Below are 18,352 nucleotides of genomic sequence, written 5' to 3'. Positions count from 1 at the left end.
CGGGTCACGCAGGCGGCATGACACCGAGGACGACGAGCAGTCCGGGAAGGCCGAGGAACAGCAGTCCGAGGAGGACCGGGCCACCGAGCACGCCTAGGAGGACGGTGACCTTCGAGACCGCGTACCGCCGCAGGTAGGAGACGGCGAGCACCCCGAATCCTGCGGCCGACACGATCGATCCCAGGAGGTAGGCGACCGACCGTACGCCGAGGTCGGCCGAGGCTCCACTCGCTCCCACGAGGATCGCGCCGGCCTCCACCGTGCTCCCGACCGCGTCGAGCGCGAGGGTCGCGAATGCACCCCAGAGCAGCACCGACATGACCCATGGCGTCACGAACCGGATCGGACGCGTGGCCACCGACAGCAGCGCCACCACGGCGCCCAGCACCTTCAGGCCCGTGACGGTCCAGTTCATGACCGAGAGCCCGGTGGCGTACTCGGCGTAGCGGCCCTCGGCGAAACGATCGGTCGCCTCGAAGACCACGTTCACCCCCGCGAACGCCAGACAGCCCAACGCCATCAGCACCGCGACAGCGATGACGGCAGGGCTTGCGGCCCGCGCCGCGGGCGCCACCGGTCCCCTCTGGCTCGCGAGAGTCGTCATGGTCCCACGCTACGAATCTCGGCACGGCGAGCACATCAGGGGATCCCCTGCCCGGACCCCGAGCGCGTTACCGTCGGTTCATGGATGTCGTCGAGATCGACGGGTTGCGCATCGCCTTCCGGCGGGCCGGGAACGGTCCTGCGGTCGTGTTCGTCCACGGCGGCGCCGAGGACGGCCGTGCCTGGACACCACAGCTCGACGCGCTCTCGGACGAGTTCACCGTCATCGCGTGGGACGAACCAGGCGCCGGCGGCTCCGGCGACGTGCCCGAGGGTTTCGCGCTGAGCGACTACGCAGACCACCTTGCCGGGCTGATCCGCGCCCTGGACATCTCTCCGTGGACCCTCGTCGGACTCTCCTGGGGAGTGACCGTCATCCTCGAGCTCTACCGCCGCCACCCTGCGGTGGCGCGAAGCCTGGTGCTCGCCGACGGCTACGCCGGCTGGCGCGGCTCCCTCGGACCCGACGAGGCCGACGCCCGCCTCGCCGGCCTGCGCGACCAGCCGGACGACAGCTTCGACCCGATCCTCCCGGGCCTCTTCGCCGGCCCTCCGCCGGCGGAGTTCGTGCCCCTGCTGGAGGCGATGTCTGCCGACGTACGCCGCCACAGCATGCTGACCGCCCTGACCGCGATGGCCCATGCCGATCTGACCGACGTGCTCGGGACGATCCAGGTGCCCACCCAGCTCATCTGGGGCACCCTCGACGTACGGTCGCCCCTGTCGGTTGCCCACGAGTTCGAGCGCCTCATCCCGGGCGCGGATCTCGCCGTCATCCCCGACTGTGGCCACGTCAGCAACCTCGAGGCTCCGCAGGCGTTCAACGACATCCTCCGCAGCTTCCTCCGCCGCCACGCTACGTGAGCCGCACTCACACTCGAGATGCTCCTCGCTGGAACCATTCGAGAATCAGGCGGGTGGTCTCCTCCGGCAGCTCCTGCTGGATCCAGTGGCCGCAGTTCAGCTCCACGACCTCGACGCGCGGTACGAACTTCTCGAGGTTCGGCGCCCTCATGACCGTGTCACGTGAGCCGTAGATCATCAGTGCCTGCTGGTGGACGATCGGGTCGACTTCCTCCATCAGCTCCCAGTTGCGGTCCACGTTGCGGTACCAGTTCACGCTCGGAGTGAAGCCCGATGCCTCGAACGCGTCGATGAACACCTCCAGTTCCTCGTCGCTCATCACAGGCTCTCCGCGTGGAGCCTCGGCGTGGGCCAAGTTGATGAGCGGCATGCCAGACTCCGGCTCGGCCGTGGGCTCGTTCTTGCGGTACAGGTTGCGCAGGAACTGGCGGGCGTTCGCGTCGAACACGGCGTCGGCCACCCCTGGCTGGCGGTTGAAGTGGACGAAGTACGAGTCGCTACCGACGATCGCCTCGATGAACGCGAGGGGCGGCACCTCACCGGGTTCCATGTACGGCACACTGAGCGCGATCACCTTGTTCACCCGCGTGGGATGCAGAACGGCGGCGCTCCACACCACGTTCGCGCCCCAGTCGTGGCCCACGAACGCGGCGTCCTCGTATCCAAAGTGATCCAGCAGACCGACGAGGTCGTCGCACAGATGCACGATGTCGTAGTCGGAGACCTCGGCGGGGCGAGACGAGTTGCCGTAGCCGCGCTGGTTGGGAGCGATGACGTGGTAGCCGGCTGCGGCGAGCGCACCCATCTGATGGCGCCACGAGAAGGCCAGCTCCGGCCAGCCGTGGCAGAGGACGATGGGATTGCCGGCGTTCTCCTGGCCCGCCTCGGAGACTTCGAGCTCGATCCCGTTGACGGCGATCATGCTCGGCTCGGGAAAGTCGATGGGTTCTGACATTGCGATGTCCTTTCAGCCACATGCCGATGCGCGCGGTGTGGCGATCGGTTGATGTGACCGTAGAAGCCATCGCGGACAGGAACCGTCCTCAATGCTTGACAGATTGAGAACATGTCGGCTGACCCCACCGGGCGCACGCTCACGCCGCTCTCGCTGCTCCAGACCCACCGGTCCTGGCGTCGTGCGGAACTCGCCGAGCGCCTCGATGTGACCGAGCGGACGAGTACGCCGCGACGTGGGACCGCGCCAGATCACGTTCCCGGTTCACCCTTGGCGGGTGAACCGGCAGTCACCAAGGGCGAGCAGATTTCGGACCATGAACTCCGAGACAGTGAACGTCGACAACTTTGCCCGCGCCGAGACGCACCGGATGTTCGCTGCCCTGCAGACCCGGGGTGCGACCAACGAGCTGGTGCATGTCCGCGCCCCCGAGTCACTCGATGAGCAGCCCGTCATCAGGCAAAACCGAGACACGCTCTACTCCAGCGCGATCGTGGACATCTCCAGCGGTGCCGCCCTGACGCTTCCCGACAGCCGCGGGCGCTACATGTCGGTGATGGTCGTCAACGAGGACCACTACATCAACCGGATCCTTCACGAGCCCGGCACCCACGAGCTCTCGGTGGCTGACTACGACACGGACTATGTCCTGATCGCCGTGCGGACGCTGGTCGACCCGAACGACCCCGCCGACATCGCCGCGGTCAACGCCCTCCAGGACGAGATACAACTCAAAGCCACCTCCGACCGAGCATTCGTCGCAGCCGACTTCGACAAGGCCTCGCTCGACTCGACCCGCTCGGCGCTGCTCGAGCTCGCCCGCGGCCTGCCTCGCTACGACCGGGCATTCGGCCGCAAGGAGGATGTCGACCCCGTCCGACACCTGCTCGGCACCGCGGCAGGCTGGGGCGGCCTGCCCGAACAGGAAGCGTTCTACCTCAACGTCGAGCCCGGCCTTCCCATCGGCAACTACGAGCTGCGCATAGGCGAGGTGCCGGTCGACGCGTTCTGGTCGATCTCGGTCTACAACGCGGCCGGGTACTTCGAGCAGGTCGGGGACGCAGAGGTCAGCCTGAACAGCATCACCGCACAGCGGGACAACGACGGCTCGATCACCGTTCGGTTCGGCACCGCGGCAGGCCCGAACACCCTCGGCGTCATGGACGGCTGGAACTACATCGTCCGCCTCTACCGCCCGCACCCCGCCGTCCTCGACGGCACCTGGACGTTCCCCAGCCTGGGCAAGTAGCCGTACCGGGCGACCCATGCCGAGCTACCAAGGATCCGGGACCGTTTCCGGTCCGCCGTGTGCATCCCCGTGTGCCATCAAGGCGGGGCTTTCTGCTCCCCGGGTAGGAGTCGAACCTACGTCGCTAGTCCTGATTCAAAGTCAGGCGGGCCCTGCCGGCAGACCAACCGGGGAACGTACGCCGAAACGCACGGGACAACTGTAGACGGCAGCGCCCCCACCGTGCGCACTGACACTGCATGCCGGTCGAGCCTGGAAAGCGTCACGCGGCGAGATCGTGGTCGAGAAGTACGTTGCGCAGGATGAACTCTGCCCGGGACCAGGTTGGCGGGCGTTGTGCCCAGGTGTCGGGTGGTGGGCTCGTGTAGGTATGGCCCGTGGGTGTGATGGTGATGATGCTGCCGTCGGGTCCTGGTCTGGCTCGCCAGCCGAGGGCCTCCTTGGCCTGGTTGCACCGTTCGCACAGCCCTTGCAGGTTCTCGGCGCTCGTGGCGCCGCCGTCGGCGTGGCGTTCGATGTGGTCGATGTTGCGGATGGGGGCGTCGCAGCCGTTGGTGCGGCAGATCCCTCCGTCGCGAGTGGTGATGAAGTCGGCGAGCCCGTCGGGTGCTTTGCGTGAGCGGGATTCCATCGCGACCAGTTGCCCGGCGGGGTCGGTGAACAGCCGCCGGACGAAGACCTCGGCATCGGCGAGGGCTTCGCGGGCCCAGGCTGCGGGGACGGGGCCGTAGCCCTCGACCATGGCGCGCTGGTCGTTGGTGTTGGTGAGGGCGTCGGCGGTCATCACGATCTTGACCTCGATCCGAGGCTTGGCTCCCTCAGCACGGCCGGTGACTCGGTCGACGAGGGTGTCGGCCATGACCTGGCCACGGGTCCGCTCGTCGCCGGCTGCGTGGGCAGCCTTCGCCGCCTGGTCCAGTGCCGCGAAGACCGCGACACCGTCCTTGACCGGGAGCAGGGCACCGAGCCAGGTCATCGTGTCCGGTGCCGGCCGCAGGCTGACCCGGCGGTCCTTCACTGCGTTGGCGGCCCGGGCCACGACGGATTCCTGGTCGAGGGTGATGGCGAGTTTCTTGGCGGCGTTCTCGAGCTGCCGCAGCCCCATCGCCACCGCCTTAGCAGGTTCACCGCCCGGCCCGGTGGCACAGAGTTCGTAGTCGACCACCCGACGGTCCTCCACCGACAAGCACGCGGTTTCACGAGCCAGGATGGTGGCCTGCCATTGCGAGAACAGCCCGGCTCTCATCAGGGCGAAGGTGTGCGGCATCTCGGCGATCAGGATCTTCGCCAGCCCGAGCAGCCTGGCGCCCTTCTCCGGCGAGACCCGCCGCGCCAACGCAACCTGCGAAGCCACGCCCTCGCCAAGCCTGCGGGCAGGCACCCCAGCCTCGGCCTGGCGTGCCCGGACCGCTTCCTCCAGACGTACCGCCGCTTTTGCCTGCACCGCCTCAGCAGTGCACTTGACCGCTTCGAGACCAGCGATCCAGTCCACCAACTCAGCCTCGGACGCACCCGAAGGCGGCCCAGCGAGGAGGTGGTCGATGGTCTCGTACATGCGCCTTATTATATGCGATCGCGCACCCCGCCGCGACCTATTTAAGCAGGTCAGATGACAGTTACGCAGCCAGCGAACAAGCAACGTGAACTCCGCGCCACTCTCTCGCCGCCGCCCCGTTATAGGCGAAATCTTTCTCGATCGGGTGCCGGGTCAAGGATGGCCGAAGGCCACCGCGAAGCGGCGGGCGAAGCCCGTCCTTGACGCGGTGCGCGATCGAGAAACACTCAAAGCCCGGGTCGGCGGCGAACCTTGGAACGAAAACACGGTCGCGTAAGCGAGGTTTCCCCGAGAAGTGACCGTGTTGNCGGAGAGAGGTATTTTCCAGCTCCATAAATTGTTCGGCCAGCTGCGTCGGCAGGAAGGTGATGGTCACGCCGTTCTCCTCGAAATAGTGATTTAAGCGGGTGATATCCAGCCGGATCGCTTCGTCAATGACGTGAAGCTCCGCGCCGATGGTCCATGCCGGGAACATTTCCCAGATGGAGGCGTCAAAACCGAAGCCCGCGTATTTGGCGCTTTTATCATCCGCCGTCATGGCGAATGCGTCGTGATGCCAGAAGCACAGGTTCACCAGCGCATGGTGTTCGACCATGACACCCTTCGGCTGCCCGGTCGTTCCTGACGTGTAAATCATATAAGCGAGATGATCCNGAAGGGAGTAGCTGTTGAACACCGTCAGGCCGCCGCCTTTTTATCAGGGATGCAAGGGCAGTTTCCGTTAACGGAAGAGGATGTTATCGTGCTGAAATCATCCTTTTCATTCGACGCCTCTATCTGGCAATTGTTTTGGTGGACGATGTCAGGCGCCTCCGTGTATCTGCTTCCTGCCGGCTGGGAGAAAGATCCTGTGCGGATGATTGAAGCGTTTGCCTCAGAAAAGGTGACGACCGCGCATTTTATTCCGGCAATGGTCAACAGCNATGCGACCGAGTGAGGCCGCCCGGCGAGCTTGCTCGTCCGGGCGTGCCGAGCGAGGGAGCACCCGAGCGAAGCGAGGGCGGCGGAGGCGTGTCGAGACCAACGCAGTCGTCTTGGGGAAACCTCGCTTACGCGACCGTGTTTTCGTTTCAGGGTTCGCCGCCGACCCGGTCTTTGAGTGTTTCTCGATCGCGCGCCGCGTCAAGGACGGGCTTCGCCCGCCGCTTCGCGGTGGCCTTCGGCCATCCTTGACTCGGCACTCGATCGAGAAAGATTTCGCCTATATCGGGGCGGCGGCGAGAGAGTGGCGCGGAGTTCACGTTGCTTGTTCACTGACCGCATAATTTGGGTTTGACCTGCTTAAATAGGTCGCCACGGGGCGCCCGGTCGCATATAATAAGGCGCATGTACGAGACCATCGACCATCTTCTCGCTGGGCCGCCTTCGGGTGCGTCCGAGGCTGAGCTGGTGGACTGGATCGCTGGTCTCGAAGCGGTCAAGTGCACCGCTGAGGCCGTCCAAGCCGAAGCGGCGGTACGTCTCGGCGAAGCGGTCCGGGCACGCCAATCAGATGCCGGGGTTTCTGCCCGCAAACTCGGCGAGGGCGTGGCTTCCCAGGTTGCTCTGGCGCGGCGGGTCTCACCGGAGAAGGGCGCCAGGCTGCTCGGGCTGGCGAAGANCCAGCGGCGCGGCTGTTTTCGGGGGGGCAGGTCGGGCAGCGCCGGCCGGCGCAGCCAGGCGTCGAAGAGCGCGGTGAGGTCACGGCCGCAGACCTCGGCCGCGAGGGCCTCGAAGTCGGCGGTGGTGACCGATCCCCCGCTGTGCCGGGCGACCCAGGTGCGCAGGATCTTGAAGAAGGCCTCGTCGCCGACGGTGCGCCGCAGTGCGTGCAGGGTCAGTGCTCCGCGTTTGTAGACGCGGTCGTCGAACATGTCCGCGGGACCGGGGTCGGCGAGGACCAGGTCCTGCGCCAGCCCGGAGAGCCGGCGGTGGTGGTGACGGGCGTGCTCGCCGCACGAGCGGCCCCCGGAGGCGTCGGACCACAGCCACTCGCTGTAGCAGGCGAAACCCTCGTGCAGCCAGATGTCGCGCCACTCGCGCAGGGTCACGGCGTTGCCGAACCACTGGTGGGCGAGCTCGTGGGCCACGAGGCGTACCTCCGACCACTCGCCGGTCAGGTGGTTGCGCCCGAAGGTCGACAGCGACTGCGACTCGAGCGGGATCTCGAGCTCGTCGTCGGTGACCACGACCGAGTAGGAGGCGAACGGATAGGGCCCGAAGACCGAGGTGAAGTAGGCCATCATCTCCCGCTGGCGCCCGAAGGAGGCCTCGAACCCGGCGGTGGCGTCGACCGGGTACGCGGCCCGGATCGGCACCCGGCCGCCCGGCCCTTCGGTCGGCGCGATGTCGACGACCCGGTAGCGCCCGATCTGCACCGTGGCCAGATAGGTCGCCATCGGCTCGGCCTGCCAGTAGCGCCAGGTCTCCCCGCTGCCGCGGCGTACGCGGGAGGTCAGCTCGCCGTTGGAGACGACCGCATACCCCGGCGCGGTGGTCACGCTGATCGCGTAGCGGGCCTTGTCGGAGGGGCGGTCGTTGCACGGGAACCAGGTCGGCGCACCATGGGGCTGACCTGCGACGATGACGCCGTCGTCGAGCTCCTCCCAGCCGGCGTCGCCGTGGTGCGAGAGCACGACCGGGCGGGGCTTTCCGGCGTATCTGACCGTGACCACGAACTCCTCGCCGGCCGCGATCCGCGAGCGGAGATTCAGCACCAGGCGGTGGTCGTGGTGGGCCCACTTGGCCGGCGGGCGGCCGTCGATCGAGACCTTCTGCACCCGCAAGTAGGCGAGGTCGAGCACGACGCGGCTGATGTCGTCGACGGCGACCGCGCGGATCGTCGCCGTGCCCGCGAGCCGGTTGCCGACCAGGTCGTAGGTGAGCTCGAGGTCGTAGTGGGTCGCGCTCCACGACGGGTCCCCGTGACCTGGAAGGTAGGGGTCGGCTGCGGGGAGCTTCGGCACGGCGGTCATGTTAGGGGGCCGCCTGGTCCCACGGACCGATCGGGTTGCCGATCCACAGGGTCTTGTCCGGGAGGCTCTCCCCGCGCATGACCAGCGAGACCGGGCCGACGACCGCGTGCCGGCCGATGGCCGCGGCGGGCAGGATCACCGAGTTGGGCCCGAGCGTGGCGCCCCTCTTGAGAGTGACCGCGTCGAGGGCCAGGACACGGTCGTGGAACAGGTGGGTCTGCACGACGGTGCCGGCGTTGACCGTGGCGCCGTCGCCGAGCTCGACGAGGTCGGTCTCGGGGAGCCAGTGAGTCTCGATCCACACGCCGCGGCCGATCTTCGCGCCGAGCGCTCGGAACCAGAGGTTGAGCACCGGGGTCCCGGACACGGCGCCGGTGAACCAGGGCGCGGCGAGCACCTCGACGAAGGTGTCGGCCAGCTCGTTGGCCCATACGAACCAGCTCCACAGCGGGTGCGACCCGGCCCGGATGCGGCCCACGAGCAGCCACTTCGCCGCCACCGTGACGCCGGCGGCGACCGCTCCGGCGACCGCGAGCACCGGCCCGGTGACCAAGATCGCGACGAGGAGGTCGGTCGCCTCCCAGACCCGCACGAGCACGTAGCCGACCCCTGCGTAGAGCAGCACCGCGAGCGCCTGCGGCACCAACCGGGCCAGCTCGACGAGCGCCCTTGCGATCTTGAGCCCGGCCGGCGGGTCATAGGTACGTCCCGAGTCGGCCTCGCCGGCCGCCCGGCGCAGCGGCGCCGGCGGCGAGCCGAGCCAGCTCTCCCCCTTCTGCGCACGTTTGCGGCGCGGGGCCGCGCTGAGCACGGCGACCAGGGACGCCTTCGGCACCTTGCGGCCGGGCGCCGCCATGCCGGAGTTGCCGACGAAGGCCCGCTTGCCGATCTTCACCCGCTCGACCCGCAGCCAGCCGCCGCCGAGCTCGTAGCCGCCGATCAGGGTGTCGTCGGCCAGGAAGCTCTGGTCGTTGACCTGCGTCAGCCCGGGGATCATCAGGACCGTCGAGGCCTCGACGTGCTTGCCGATCTTCGCGCCCAGCGCCCGCAGCCACAGCGGCGTCAGCGTCGAGGAGTAGAGCGGGAAGAGCCAGGTGCGGGCCTCGTCGAGCACCTGCATCGTCGACCAGACCGCGACGCCGGCCAGGCTGCGTACGGGATGTACGCCGGGGGCGATCGCCAGACCGGCGAGCCGCACCACCGCCCAGATGAGCGCGGCCAGGGTGGCGAAGCCGGCCGCCACCGCGACCGGGCTCCAGGCCAGCAGCGCCCCGATGTCGGTGTAGGAGGTGGGCACGCCGGCGAGGGCGACGGCGACGAGCATCCCGACGCCGATGGCGACCGCGGGAAGCAGTGCGAGGACGGCGGCCGCGATGCCGTAGAGAAGCATCCAGACCTGGGCTCGCGCCTCGGGTGGCTGCCACGGCCCGCGGGCCTCTCTGGCGGCGCGCACGGCCGGCGAACCCGACCAGAACTCACCCGCCGGCACCACGCCGAAGACCGCCGAACCGGGTCCGACCTCGGCGTCGTCGCCGACCCGGGCGCCGGGCAGAAGTGTCGACCGTGCCCCGACACGGGCACGGTCGCCCACCTCGACCTCGCCGAGATGGAGCACGTCACCCTCGATCCAGTGACCGGAGAGGTCGACCTCCTGCTCGATCGAGCAGCCCTTGCCGAGGGTGAGCATGCCCGTGACCGGCGGGAGGCTGTGCAGGTCGACGTTCTTGCCCATCCGCACGCCGAGCAGCCGGGCGTACCAGAGCATCCAGGGTGCGCCGGCGAGACCGTGGGCGCCGAGCTCGTCGACGGCGTGCGTCGCCAGCCAGAGCCGGAGATGGACCTTGCCGCCGCGGGGGTGCTCCCCTGGACGTACGCCGCGCAGGATGAGTCGCGCTGCGCCCGCGGCGAGCAGCATCCGGCCCGGCGGGGTCAGGAAGGCGAGGACGGCCGGCACGAGGATCCACCAGCTGAGCGAGGGCAGCCAGGGTGCCCACGGCTGGGCGAGCGTCGTCCCGAGCCCGATCCAGGTCAGCCAGCGCGGTGCCGCGAGGCAGCGCAGCAGGATCGTGGCGACCACCTGCGCGACCTGGGTCTTGAGGCGTACGGCCGGCACCTCGTGCTCGGAGAGCGCGGCAGAGCTGCCCATCTCGTCGATGTAGGTCGCGAGCGCCCCGAGCTTCGGCTGGTCGTAGATGTCGCCGAGCGCGACCTCGGGGAAGCGCTCGCGGATCAGGCTGACCATCTGGGCCGCGGTCAGGCTGCCGCCGCCGAGGTCGAAGAAGTCAGCCGCCGGCCCGATGACCTCGGCGCCGAGGACGTCGTTCCACAACCCGGCCAGCCAGGCCTCGGTGTCGCTGAGCCCCTCCCCCGAACCCGCGGCCGAGGCGAGCGGCCACGGCAGTGCGTCGCGGTCGACCTTCCCGCTCGTACGTGTCGGGAGGCTGTCGACCACGGCCAGCCGCGGCACCAGGGCCGCCGGCATGTCGGCCCGGAGCCGGGCGACGGAGGTGGCCTGGTCGAAGGTGTCGTCGACGGTGACGTAGCCGACCAGCAGGCTGTTGCCCGCGGCGCTCCTTCGCACCGCCGCCGCGGCCCCGACGACTCCGTCCAGCTGCAGCAGGGCACTGTCGATCTCGCCCAGCTCGATACGCCGTCCGCCGAGCTTGATCTGGTCGTCGGCGCGCCCGCCGAAGAGCAGCCCGGCGGGGTCGTTGACGACCAGGTCGCCGGACCGGTAGGCGCGCTCCCAGCCGAGGGTGGGCATCGGGGCGTACTTCTCGGCGTCCTTGGCCGCGTCCAGGTAGCGCGCCAGGCCGACGCCACCGATGATCAGCTCGCCGGTCTCGCCCTCGGGGACCGGAACCCCCGTGGCAGGGTCGACGACGGCGAGGTCCCAGCCGTCGAGCGGGAGGCCGATTCTCACCGGCCCTTCTGCGGTCAGCCGGGCACCGCAGGCCACCACCGTCGCCTCGGTCGGACCGTAGGTGTTCCACACCTCGCGGCCGGACGTGACCAGACGGGCGGCGAGCTCGGGCGGGATCGCCTCGCCGCCGGTGATCAGCAGCCGGACCCGGTCCAGCGAGGACGGCGGCCACAGCGCGACCAGCGTGGGCACCGTCGAGACGATGGTGATCTGGTTGGCGACCAGCCATGGGCCGACGTCGACCCCGGAACGCACCAGCGCCCGCGGGGCCGGGACCAGGCAGGCGCCGTAGCGCCACGCCAGCCAGATCTCCTCGCAGCTCGCGTCGAAGGCCACCGAGAGACCCGCCATCACCCGGTCGCCGACCCCGATCGGGGCGTCTTGGAGGAAGAGGCGCGACTCGGCGTCGACGAACGCCGCGGCGTTGCGGTGGGTGACCGCGACGCCCTTCGGCGTGCCGGTCGACCCGGAGGTGAAGATCACCCAGGCGTCGTCTTCGGTCGACGGCTCCTCCGGCTCACGCACCTCACCGGCCTCGCCGGTCTCGCCCGTAGTGGTGACCCGCAGGTCGTTGGTCACGACCGCGGCGACCTGGGCCTCACCGAAGACCAGCCGGGCCCGCTCCTCGGGGTCGTCGGCGTCGACCGGCACGTAGGCAGCGCCCGCGCAGAGGATCCCGAGGATCGCGACGTACAGGTCGGTGGTGCCGCTCGCGATCCGCAGCCCGACCTTGTCCCCCGGCCCGATCCCGGCGGCGTTGAGCTCGGCGGCCAGCCCGTCGGCGGCCTCCTCGAGCTCGGCGTACGTCAGCAGCCCGTTGCCCGCGTCGACGGCCGGCTCGTCGGGCACCTGGGCCGCGGTGGCCCGGAAGATGTCGACGAGCGTCCGGGGCTCGGGCGCGAGGTCGCCTCGCAGCAGGGGGTCGGTCACACGCGGAGCCTTCCGGTGATAGTTGAACGGATGACGTACATCTTCGTTCCTTCTCGGTGTCGATTTGGCCTTGTCCCACCCGTCATCCCCGGTGACAGACTCAATTCGAGCGGACGAAAGGGATCACGATGACCAGATACATGGTGCTGCTGCCGACGAACGAGGCCTTCTGGGCCGAGTCGACGCCGGAGGAGAAGGCAGCCGGATACGAGGTGCACGGCAGGTTCGCCAAGCTGCTGGCCGAACGCGGCCACAAGGTCACCGGGGGCGCCGAGCTCCACCACTCCAGCAAAGCCAAGACGCTGCGCAAGACCGGTGACGGGGTGGTGATCACCGACGGCCCGTTCGCCGAGACCGTCGAGCACGTGACCGGCTTCTACACGATCGAGACCGACGACGCCGACGACATGCTCGAGTGCTGCAAGGTGCTCGCCGAGCTCGAGACGGCGCTCGAGGTCCGCGAGATCGTCGAGCACGAGGGGATGTCCGCATGAGGTACTACCTGCTCATCCCCAACGTCGAGGCCGAGTGGCAGGCGAAGACGCAGGAGGAGAAGGACGCGTTGTTCGCTGTGCACGAGAAGTTCTCCGCGCTGCTGGCCGAACGCGGCCACACCGACCTGCGGCACGGCGCCGCGCTCGACCTTCCGTCGACGGCCGTGACCGTGCGTGCCTCGGGAGTCACCGACGGCCCCTACACCGAGGCAGCCGAGCATCTCGCCGGGCTCTACGTCGTGGAGTCCGAGGACCGCGACGACCTGGTCGAGTGCTGCAAGCTGCTCGCCACGGTCGAGTCGGCGATCGAGATCCGCGCGGCGGACTAGGGCGACCCGCGTCGATGCTGGAGACGCTGCTGCGCGAGGAGTGGGGCCGGTTGCTGGCCCTGCTCGTCGCGCAGTTCCGGCGTCTCGACCTGGCCGAGGACGGCCTGGCCGACGCCTTCGAGGCGGCCGCCCGGCACTGGCCCGTCGACGGCGAGCCCGACAACGGACCGGCGTGGCTGCTCACCACGGCGCGGCGGCGGATCGTGGACCGGATGCGTTCTGAGGAGGTGCTGGCTCGCAAGATGCCGCTGCTCGCCGTGGATGCGGCAGTGACCCAGGAGGCGCAGCGGGTGATGGCCACCGTGCCGTTCGGGGCCGGTGTCGAGGCGACCACCGACGAGCGGCTGCGCCTGGTGCTGCTCTGCGCCCACCCGACCCTGTCCCGCGAAGCCGCCGCGGCGCTCACCCTCCGTCTGGTCCTCGGCGTCTCCACCGAGGACATCAGGCGGCTCTTCCTGCAGTCGAAGGCGACGATGGCGGCACGACTGACCCGGGCCCGGAAGCGGCTGGCGGGCGCCTCCTTCGAGGTTCCCGCGGATCTCGCCGACCGGGTCGGGATCGTCGCCGAGGTCGCCTATCTCGCGTTCACGGCGGGCTACGCCCCCGGCACCGGTCCGGATGTCGTACGCAGCGATCTGGCCGGCGAGGCGATCCGGCTGGTCCGCGTCCTTCGGTCGGTCCTTCCCGAGCCGGACCCGGAGATCGACGCCCTCCTCGCGCTGATGCTCCTGCAGCACTCGCGCCGAGCAGCCCGGATCGGGCCGGACGGCGCTCTCGTGCTGCTCCCGGACCAGGACCGCACCCGCTGGCGGGCCGACGAGATCGCCGAGGCCCTCGCGATCCTCACCCCGCTCGCCGACGCGGTCCCGGCGCCGTATCTCTTGCAGGCGCTGATCGCCGCGGAGCACGCCCTCGCGCCCAGCTCAGAGACGACCGCCTGGAAGCGCATCGTCGAGCGCTACGACGAGCTGCTGGCTCTCCAGGACACCCCGGTCGTACGTCTCAACCGGGCCGTCGCGGTGGCCGAGGCGAACGGCGCCGAGGCCGGGCTCGAGGCGCTGGACTCGGTCGCTCTCGCGGGGCACCGGCTGCCTGCCGTACGCGCCCAGCTGCTGGAGCGGTCGGGGCGTCACGACGACGCGATCGAGGCGTATGCGGAGGCCATCGCGCTCTGCACGCACGGGCCGGAGCGGGCCGACCTCACCCGGCGGCAAAGGGCCCTGGGAGGTTTTCCGCCTCAATCGCTAGACGAGAACACGTTCTAGTTGCCACACTCGGTGATGTGACCCCGATCACTCTCCCTGACATCCTCGAGGCGATGGCCGACGCCATCCCCGACCGCACCGCCGTGTTCACGATGGAACACGCCTACAGCTTCGCCGAGGTCGACGAGCGCGCGACCAGGCTGGCCAACCACCTCCTCGGGCAGGGCATCAAACCCGGCGACCACGTCGCCGTCCACTCCCGCAACCGGATCGAGTGGGTCGACGCCTTCTACGGGTGCATGAAGGCGCGAGCGGTCCCGATCAACATCAACCACAAGTACCTCCACGACGAGCTCGACCACCTCTACCGCAACTCCGACGCCGTCGCCGCGATCATCGGGCCGGAGCACGTCGAGGCGGTCGCCGCGCTCGGCCTGGGCATCCCGACGCTGGTCCTGGGTGAGGAGTACGACGCCGCGGTCGCCGCCGCCTCCAAGGAGCGCCCCGACATCGAGCGCAGCCCCGACGACCGCTACGTCATCTACACCGGCGGCACCACCGGGATGCCGAAGGGCGTCGTGTGGCGCCAGGAGGACATCATCCGCGCCGCGATGAACGCGAGCCGGTTCGGAGCCCCCTTCGACACCGTCGAGCAGCTCGCCCAGGAGGCCGCGGCACAGGAGTCGCCGATGGTGCTGCTGGCCTGCGGTCCGATGATGCACGGCGGCAGCCAGTGGATCATGGGCAACGGCCATGTCGCCGGCTGCACGGTCTCGCTCTACACCGAGCCGACCTGGTCGCCCGAGACGATCCTCGACCTGGTCCAGGCCGCCGGGGTCAACTCGCTCACCTTCCTGGGCGACGCGATGGGCCGCCCGGTCGCCGAGGCGATCCTTCGCGAGCCGGAGCGCTGGGACCTGAGCAGCCTGTTCGCCGTCTCCAACGGCGCCGCCCCGCTCTCCGCGGGGGTCCGCACCCAGCTCCGGGAGGCGCTCCCGGGCCGCTACATCCTCGACTCCTACGGCGCCTCGGAGTCCGGGGCCGCCGGCATGCAGGTCGACGACGGCAACGAGGGCACGCAGGCCGCGCCGAAGTTCCAGGTCGGGATGGACGTACAGGTCCTCGACACCGACATGAAGCCGTGCGCGCCGGGCGAGACCGGCATGCTCGCGCGCACCGGCTCGATCCCGCTGGGCTACTACAACGACCCGGTCAAGACCGCGGCGACGTTCAAGGAGGTCGACGGGCAGCGCTGGTCCATCCCGGGCGACTTCGCGCGGCGCGAGGAGGACGGCTCGATCACCGTCCTCGGCCGCGGGTCGGGCTGCATCAACACCGGCGGCGAGAAGGTCTTCCCCGAGGAGGTCGAGTCGGTCCTGCTGCGTCACGCGGACGTCTTCGACACCGCGGTCGTCGGCACCCCGCACGAGCGCTGGGGCCAGCAGGTCACCGCTCTCGTTCAGCTCCGCGACGGCGCCGCGACCTCGACCGATGCGCTCCGCGAGCACTGCCGCAGCCTCATCTCCGCCTACAAGGTGCCCAAGGACATCCTGCTCGTGGAGCGAGTCCCCCGCACGCCCGTGAGCAAGGTGGACTATCGTGCGAGCGCTACGGTCGCCGCCGAGCTGCTCGAGGCGCGTACGTGACGACCGGCTGATCCGACGTACGGTTCGGTGCCGTACGGCCCTACCCCTGGAAAGCGTACGTCTCTGTGTCCGCCGTGATCCCCCTCACACTGCCCGACATCCTGGAAGCGATGGCCGATGCGATCCCCGATCGCACGGCCGTCGTCACCTCCGACCGCGCCTACTCGTACGCCGAGATCGACGAGCGTGCCACGCGCCTGGCCAACCACCTGCTGAGCGTCGGCCTCGAGCCGGGTGCCCAGGTCGCCGTCCACGCGACCAACCGGATCGAGTGGGTCGACGCCCTCTACGGATGCCTCAAGGCCCGCACCATCCCGGTCAACATCAACCACGCCTACCGGCGTGACGAGCTCGCAAGGACGTACGCCGCCACCGACTGCGTCGCGGCCATCGTCTCCCCCGAGTTCACCGATGACCTCGACGAGCTCGACCTGAGGCTCGACCACCGCGTCGTCCTGGGGCCTGACTACGACGCCAAGGTCGCCGCTGCGTCCAAGGAGCGGCCTACTGTCGGACGTACGCCCGGCGACTGGCACATCATCTTCACCACCGGCACCACGGGCACCCCGAAGGGTGCGGTCTGGCGCCAGGAGGACCTGATCTGGGCCGCGCTGAACACGGTCCGCCGCAACGCGCCGATCCCGTCGGTCGAGGGTCTCGCCGCAGAGGCGGCCGCCCGCGACTCGGGTGTCGTCCTGCTGGCCGGCGGTCCGCTGCTGCACGGGCAGAGCCAGCTGCTGCTCCTGCGGGCACTGGTCGCCGGTGGCACCGCGGTGCTCGACACCTCTCCCACCTTCTCCGCCGAGGCCTTCCTCGACCTCGCCGAGCAGGCCGGCGCGACCGCGATCACGCTGCTGGGCGACGCCCAGGCGCGGCCGGTGGCCAACGCCCGGCTGACCGGCAAGAAGCGCTGGCCGCTGCGCTCTCTCGCCGGCGTCTCCAACACCGCGGCGCCGCTATCCGAAGGCGTCCTCGGAATCCTGCGCAACGCCTTCGCGCGCCGGGTCATCGTCGACTCCTACGGCACCCTCGAGACCGGCGTCACCGGCTCCCGCGCCGACGACGGATCCCCGCTCGTGCCCGGCGAGGCGCGGTTCATGGTGGGCCCCGAGGTGGAGGTCTTCAACCCCGACCTCACCCCGGCGGCCCCCGGGGTCGAGGGCCTGCTGGCCCGCTCCGGCCCCTCGGCTCTCGGCTACTACAAGGACAACGCCCGCTCGGCCACCGCGATCAAGCTGATCGACAACCGGCGCTGGACCTTCCCCGGCGACCTCGCCCGCCGGGAGCAGGACGGCTCGATCACCCTGCTCGGCAGGGCCGCCACGCTCGTACGCACCGGTGACCTCGAGATCCACCCCGAGACCATCGAGGGCGTGCTCCTCGCCCACGAGGACGTCGTCGACGCCGCCGTCTTCGGCATGCCCCACCCGCGCTGGGGCCAGCAGGTCGCGGCGCTGGTGCAGCTGGCCCCGTCGACCGAGACCACCGCTGCCGACCTGCGCAAGCACGCCCGCGACCGGCTCGGAGAGTCCCACGAGCCCAAGCTCGTCCTGCTGGTCGAGTCGGTGCCCCGTACGCCTGCGGGCACCGTCGACTACCGCGCCGCGACCGGCCTCACCGCCGACATGCTCAGCACCGGCGGCAAGAACCCGGACGAGGCGGAGGCCAGGGCAGAGGAGAAGTAGCCCGAGTCGGCGCGTTATGACGAGCCGACTCGACCGGTATTCGTGTCAAGATCCGGCGGCTCGGTCGCCTCGGGCGGGAGCTCGGGCAGGTGGTGTCCGAACGGGACCTGCTGGACCTGCCCGAGGGCGGCGAGGACGGAAGGCAGCATCGCCTTCGCCGTGCGCTTGTAGCCCATCGCGCTGGGGTGGAAGTGGTCGATGGCGAACATCTCGTCGGGGTTGGTGATGAAGAACGGGCCGACGACGTCGGAGAGCGAGACGACGTGGGCGCCCCGGGCCAGCGCAATCTCGCGCTGCCCGTCGGCCAGCTGCTTGGCGATCCTGCGCCCGAGCGAGCGCAGCGGCTGCGGCAAGGGGCGGACCGCACCCACGTCCGGGCAGGTCCCGACCACGACCTCGGCACCGCGCTCACGCAGCGCGTCGATGACCTCCCCCAGCACCCGGGTGGAGTCCTTCTGCGGGACCCGGTGGGTGACGTCGTTGCCGCCCACGATGACCACCGCCACATCGGGCCGGTAGCCCTTCGGCAGCGACTCGAGCTGCGCGGGGAGCATCGACGTCTCGGCCCCGACCACGGCAGCCGTACGCAGCCGCACCGGCCTCAGCAGAGCCTTGGCCGTGCCCTTGGCCAGCCGTGCGCCGAGGGTGCCGCTCCGGGTCTCCGCGCCCAGCCCGGCGGCGATCGAGTCGCCGAGGATGAGGAGCTCGACCGGCGTACCTCCGTAGGTCTTCTTGTAGACCTTGTCGGCGTCGATCGCCTCTTCACCGAGGGGTTTGCCGATCACGTCACGCGCGTGCGCCGCCTGTCTCTTCAGCAACGTCACGAACCCGGCACCGGCCGCCGCCCCCACCACACCGACTGCGCCGGCGACCCCGGCGGTGGCGGCGACCATGCCGAGCCACTTGGCCTCTTCACTCGTCTTCGTGGTGTTCACATTCCTTAGGTGTACCCCACGGATG

At 69.6% G+C, this 18,352-nt stretch carries 14 protein-coding genes, 1 tRNA gene and 1 pseudogene; 8 read left to right on the top strand and 8 right to left on the bottom strand.

The window, feature by feature from the left end; genetic code table 11:
• Positions 1 to 4: 4 nt before the first annotated feature.
• Positions 5 to 604: a hypothetical protein gene (locus tag ACFX43_RS24535; protein WP_378816117.1), complete on the bottom strand. Its 600-nt coding sequence runs from the start codon at positions 602 to 604 to the stop codon at positions 5 to 7.
• Between the two features lie 80 nt (positions 605 to 684).
• On the opposite strand from ACFX43_RS24535, the gene ACFX43_RS24530 reads away from it, so the two are divergent.
• Positions 685 to 1,467 carry an alpha/beta fold hydrolase gene (locus ACFX43_RS24530; protein ID WP_378816114.1) on the top strand — a complete coding sequence of 261 codons (783 nt, stop codon included), beginning with the start codon at positions 685 to 687 and terminating at the stop codon, positions 1,465 to 1,467.
• 7 nt (positions 1,468 to 1,474) lie between these two features.
• Here ACFX43_RS24530 and ACFX43_RS24525 read toward each other — a convergent pair whose 3' ends face one another.
• A complete protein-coding gene (locus ACFX43_RS24525) occupies positions 1,475 to 2,422 on the bottom strand; it encodes an alpha/beta fold hydrolase (protein ID WP_378816112.1) in 948 nt (315 codons plus the stop codon).
• A gap of 316 nt (positions 2,423 to 2,738) precedes the next feature.
• On the opposite strand from ACFX43_RS24525, the gene ACFX43_RS24520 reads away from it, so the two are divergent.
• Entirely contained in the window at positions 2,739 to 3,671 is a 933-nt protein-coding gene (locus ACFX43_RS24520) for a DUF1254 domain-containing protein (RefSeq protein ID WP_378816109.1), read from the top strand.
• Between the two features lie 95 nt (positions 3,672 to 3,766).
• Here ACFX43_RS24520 and ACFX43_RS24515 read toward each other — a convergent pair.
• From ACFX43_RS24515 to ACFX43_RS24505, 3 genes and pseudogenes are all read right to left on the bottom strand, one after another.
• Positions 3,767 to 3,845, bottom strand: a tRNA-Gln gene (locus tag ACFX43_RS24515).
• Between the two features lie 88 nt (positions 3,846 to 3,933).
• Positions 3,934 to 5,226: a DUF222 domain-containing protein gene (locus ACFX43_RS24510; protein WP_378816107.1), complete on the bottom strand. Its 1,293-nt coding sequence runs from the start codon at positions 5,224 to 5,226 to the stop codon at positions 3,934 to 3,936.
• Between the two features lie 310 nt (positions 5,227 to 5,536).
• A pseudogene (locus tag ACFX43_RS24505) lies at positions 5,537 to 5,878 on the bottom strand (AMP-binding protein); the annotation flags it as partial.
• On the opposite strand from ACFX43_RS24505, the gene ACFX43_RS24500 reads away from it, so the two are divergent.
• Positions 5,873 to 6,163: an AMP-binding protein gene (locus tag ACFX43_RS24500; RefSeq protein WP_378836730.1), complete on the top strand. Its 291-nt coding sequence runs from the start codon at positions 5,873 to 5,875 to the stop codon at positions 6,161 to 6,163. The pseudogene ACFX43_RS24505 and the gene ACFX43_RS24500 overlap by 6 nt on opposite strands.
• Before the next feature lie 313 nt (positions 6,164 to 6,476).
• Here ACFX43_RS24500 and ACFX43_RS24495 read toward each other — a convergent pair whose 3' ends face one another.
• Positions 6,477 to 8,171, bottom strand: a complete 1,695-nt coding sequence (locus ACFX43_RS24495) for a M1 family metallopeptidase (protein WP_378836727.1) — start codon at positions 8,169 to 8,171, stop codon at positions 6,477 to 6,479.
• Positions 8,172 to 8,181: 10 nt separating this feature from the next.
• The gene (locus tag ACFX43_RS24490; protein ID WP_378836723.1) at positions 8,182 to 12,033 is read right to left on the bottom strand and encodes a Pls/PosA family non-ribosomal peptide synthetase; all 3,852 of its coding nucleotides are present in this window, start codon (positions 12,031 to 12,033) and stop codon (positions 8,182 to 8,184) included.
• 128 nt (positions 12,034 to 12,161) lie between these two features.
• On the opposite strand from ACFX43_RS24490, the gene ACFX43_RS24485 reads away from it, so the two are divergent.
• The 5 genes from ACFX43_RS24485 (at position 12,162) to ACFX43_RS24465 (ending at position 17,392) form a co-directional block, all read left to right on the top strand.
• Entirely contained in the window at positions 12,162 to 12,527 is a 366-nt protein-coding gene (locus tag ACFX43_RS24485; RefSeq protein ID WP_378836718.1) for a YciI family protein, read from the top strand.
• Positions 12,524 to 12,856, top strand: coding sequence for a YciI family protein (locus ACFX43_RS24480; protein WP_378836716.1), 333 nt, complete (start codon positions 12,524 to 12,526; stop codon positions 12,854 to 12,856). The genes ACFX43_RS24485 and ACFX43_RS24480 overlap by 4 nt, the downstream gene beginning before the upstream one ends.
• A 14-nt stretch (positions 12,857 to 12,870) precedes the next feature.
• Positions 12,871 to 14,121 (top strand): RNA polymerase sigma factor, encoded by a 1,251-nt coding sequence (locus tag ACFX43_RS24475; protein ID WP_378836714.1) that lies wholly within the window; start codon positions 12,871 to 12,873, stop codon positions 14,119 to 14,121.
• Between the two features lie 17 nt (positions 14,122 to 14,138).
• Positions 14,139 to 15,707 carry an AMP-binding protein gene (locus ACFX43_RS24470; protein ID WP_378836709.1) on the top strand — a complete coding sequence of 523 codons (1,569 nt, stop codon included), beginning with the start codon at positions 14,139 to 14,141 and terminating at the stop codon, positions 15,705 to 15,707.
• 74 nt (positions 15,708 to 15,781) lie between these two features.
• Positions 15,782 to 17,392, top strand: a complete 1,611-nt coding sequence (locus ACFX43_RS24465; protein WP_378836706.1) for an AMP-binding protein — start codon at positions 15,782 to 15,784, stop codon at positions 17,390 to 17,392.
• 14 nt (positions 17,393 to 17,406) lie between these two features.
• Here the strand turns inward: ACFX43_RS24465 and ACFX43_RS24460 are convergent, their stop codons facing one another.
• Positions 17,407 to 18,327: an SGNH/GDSL hydrolase family protein gene (locus tag ACFX43_RS24460; protein ID WP_378836704.1), complete on the bottom strand. Its 921-nt coding sequence runs from the start codon at positions 18,325 to 18,327 to the stop codon at positions 17,407 to 17,409.
• Positions 18,328 to 18,352: the final 25 nt, after the last annotated feature.

The sequence above is a fragment of the Nocardioides sp. YIM B13467 genome (assembly GCF_042788075.1).
Classification (GTDB): Bacteria; Actinomycetota; Actinomycetes; order Propionibacteriales; family Nocardioidaceae; genus Nocardioides.
Note: the sequence above shows the minus strand (reverse complement) of the source record. Positions and strands in the feature narration are given on the sequence as shown.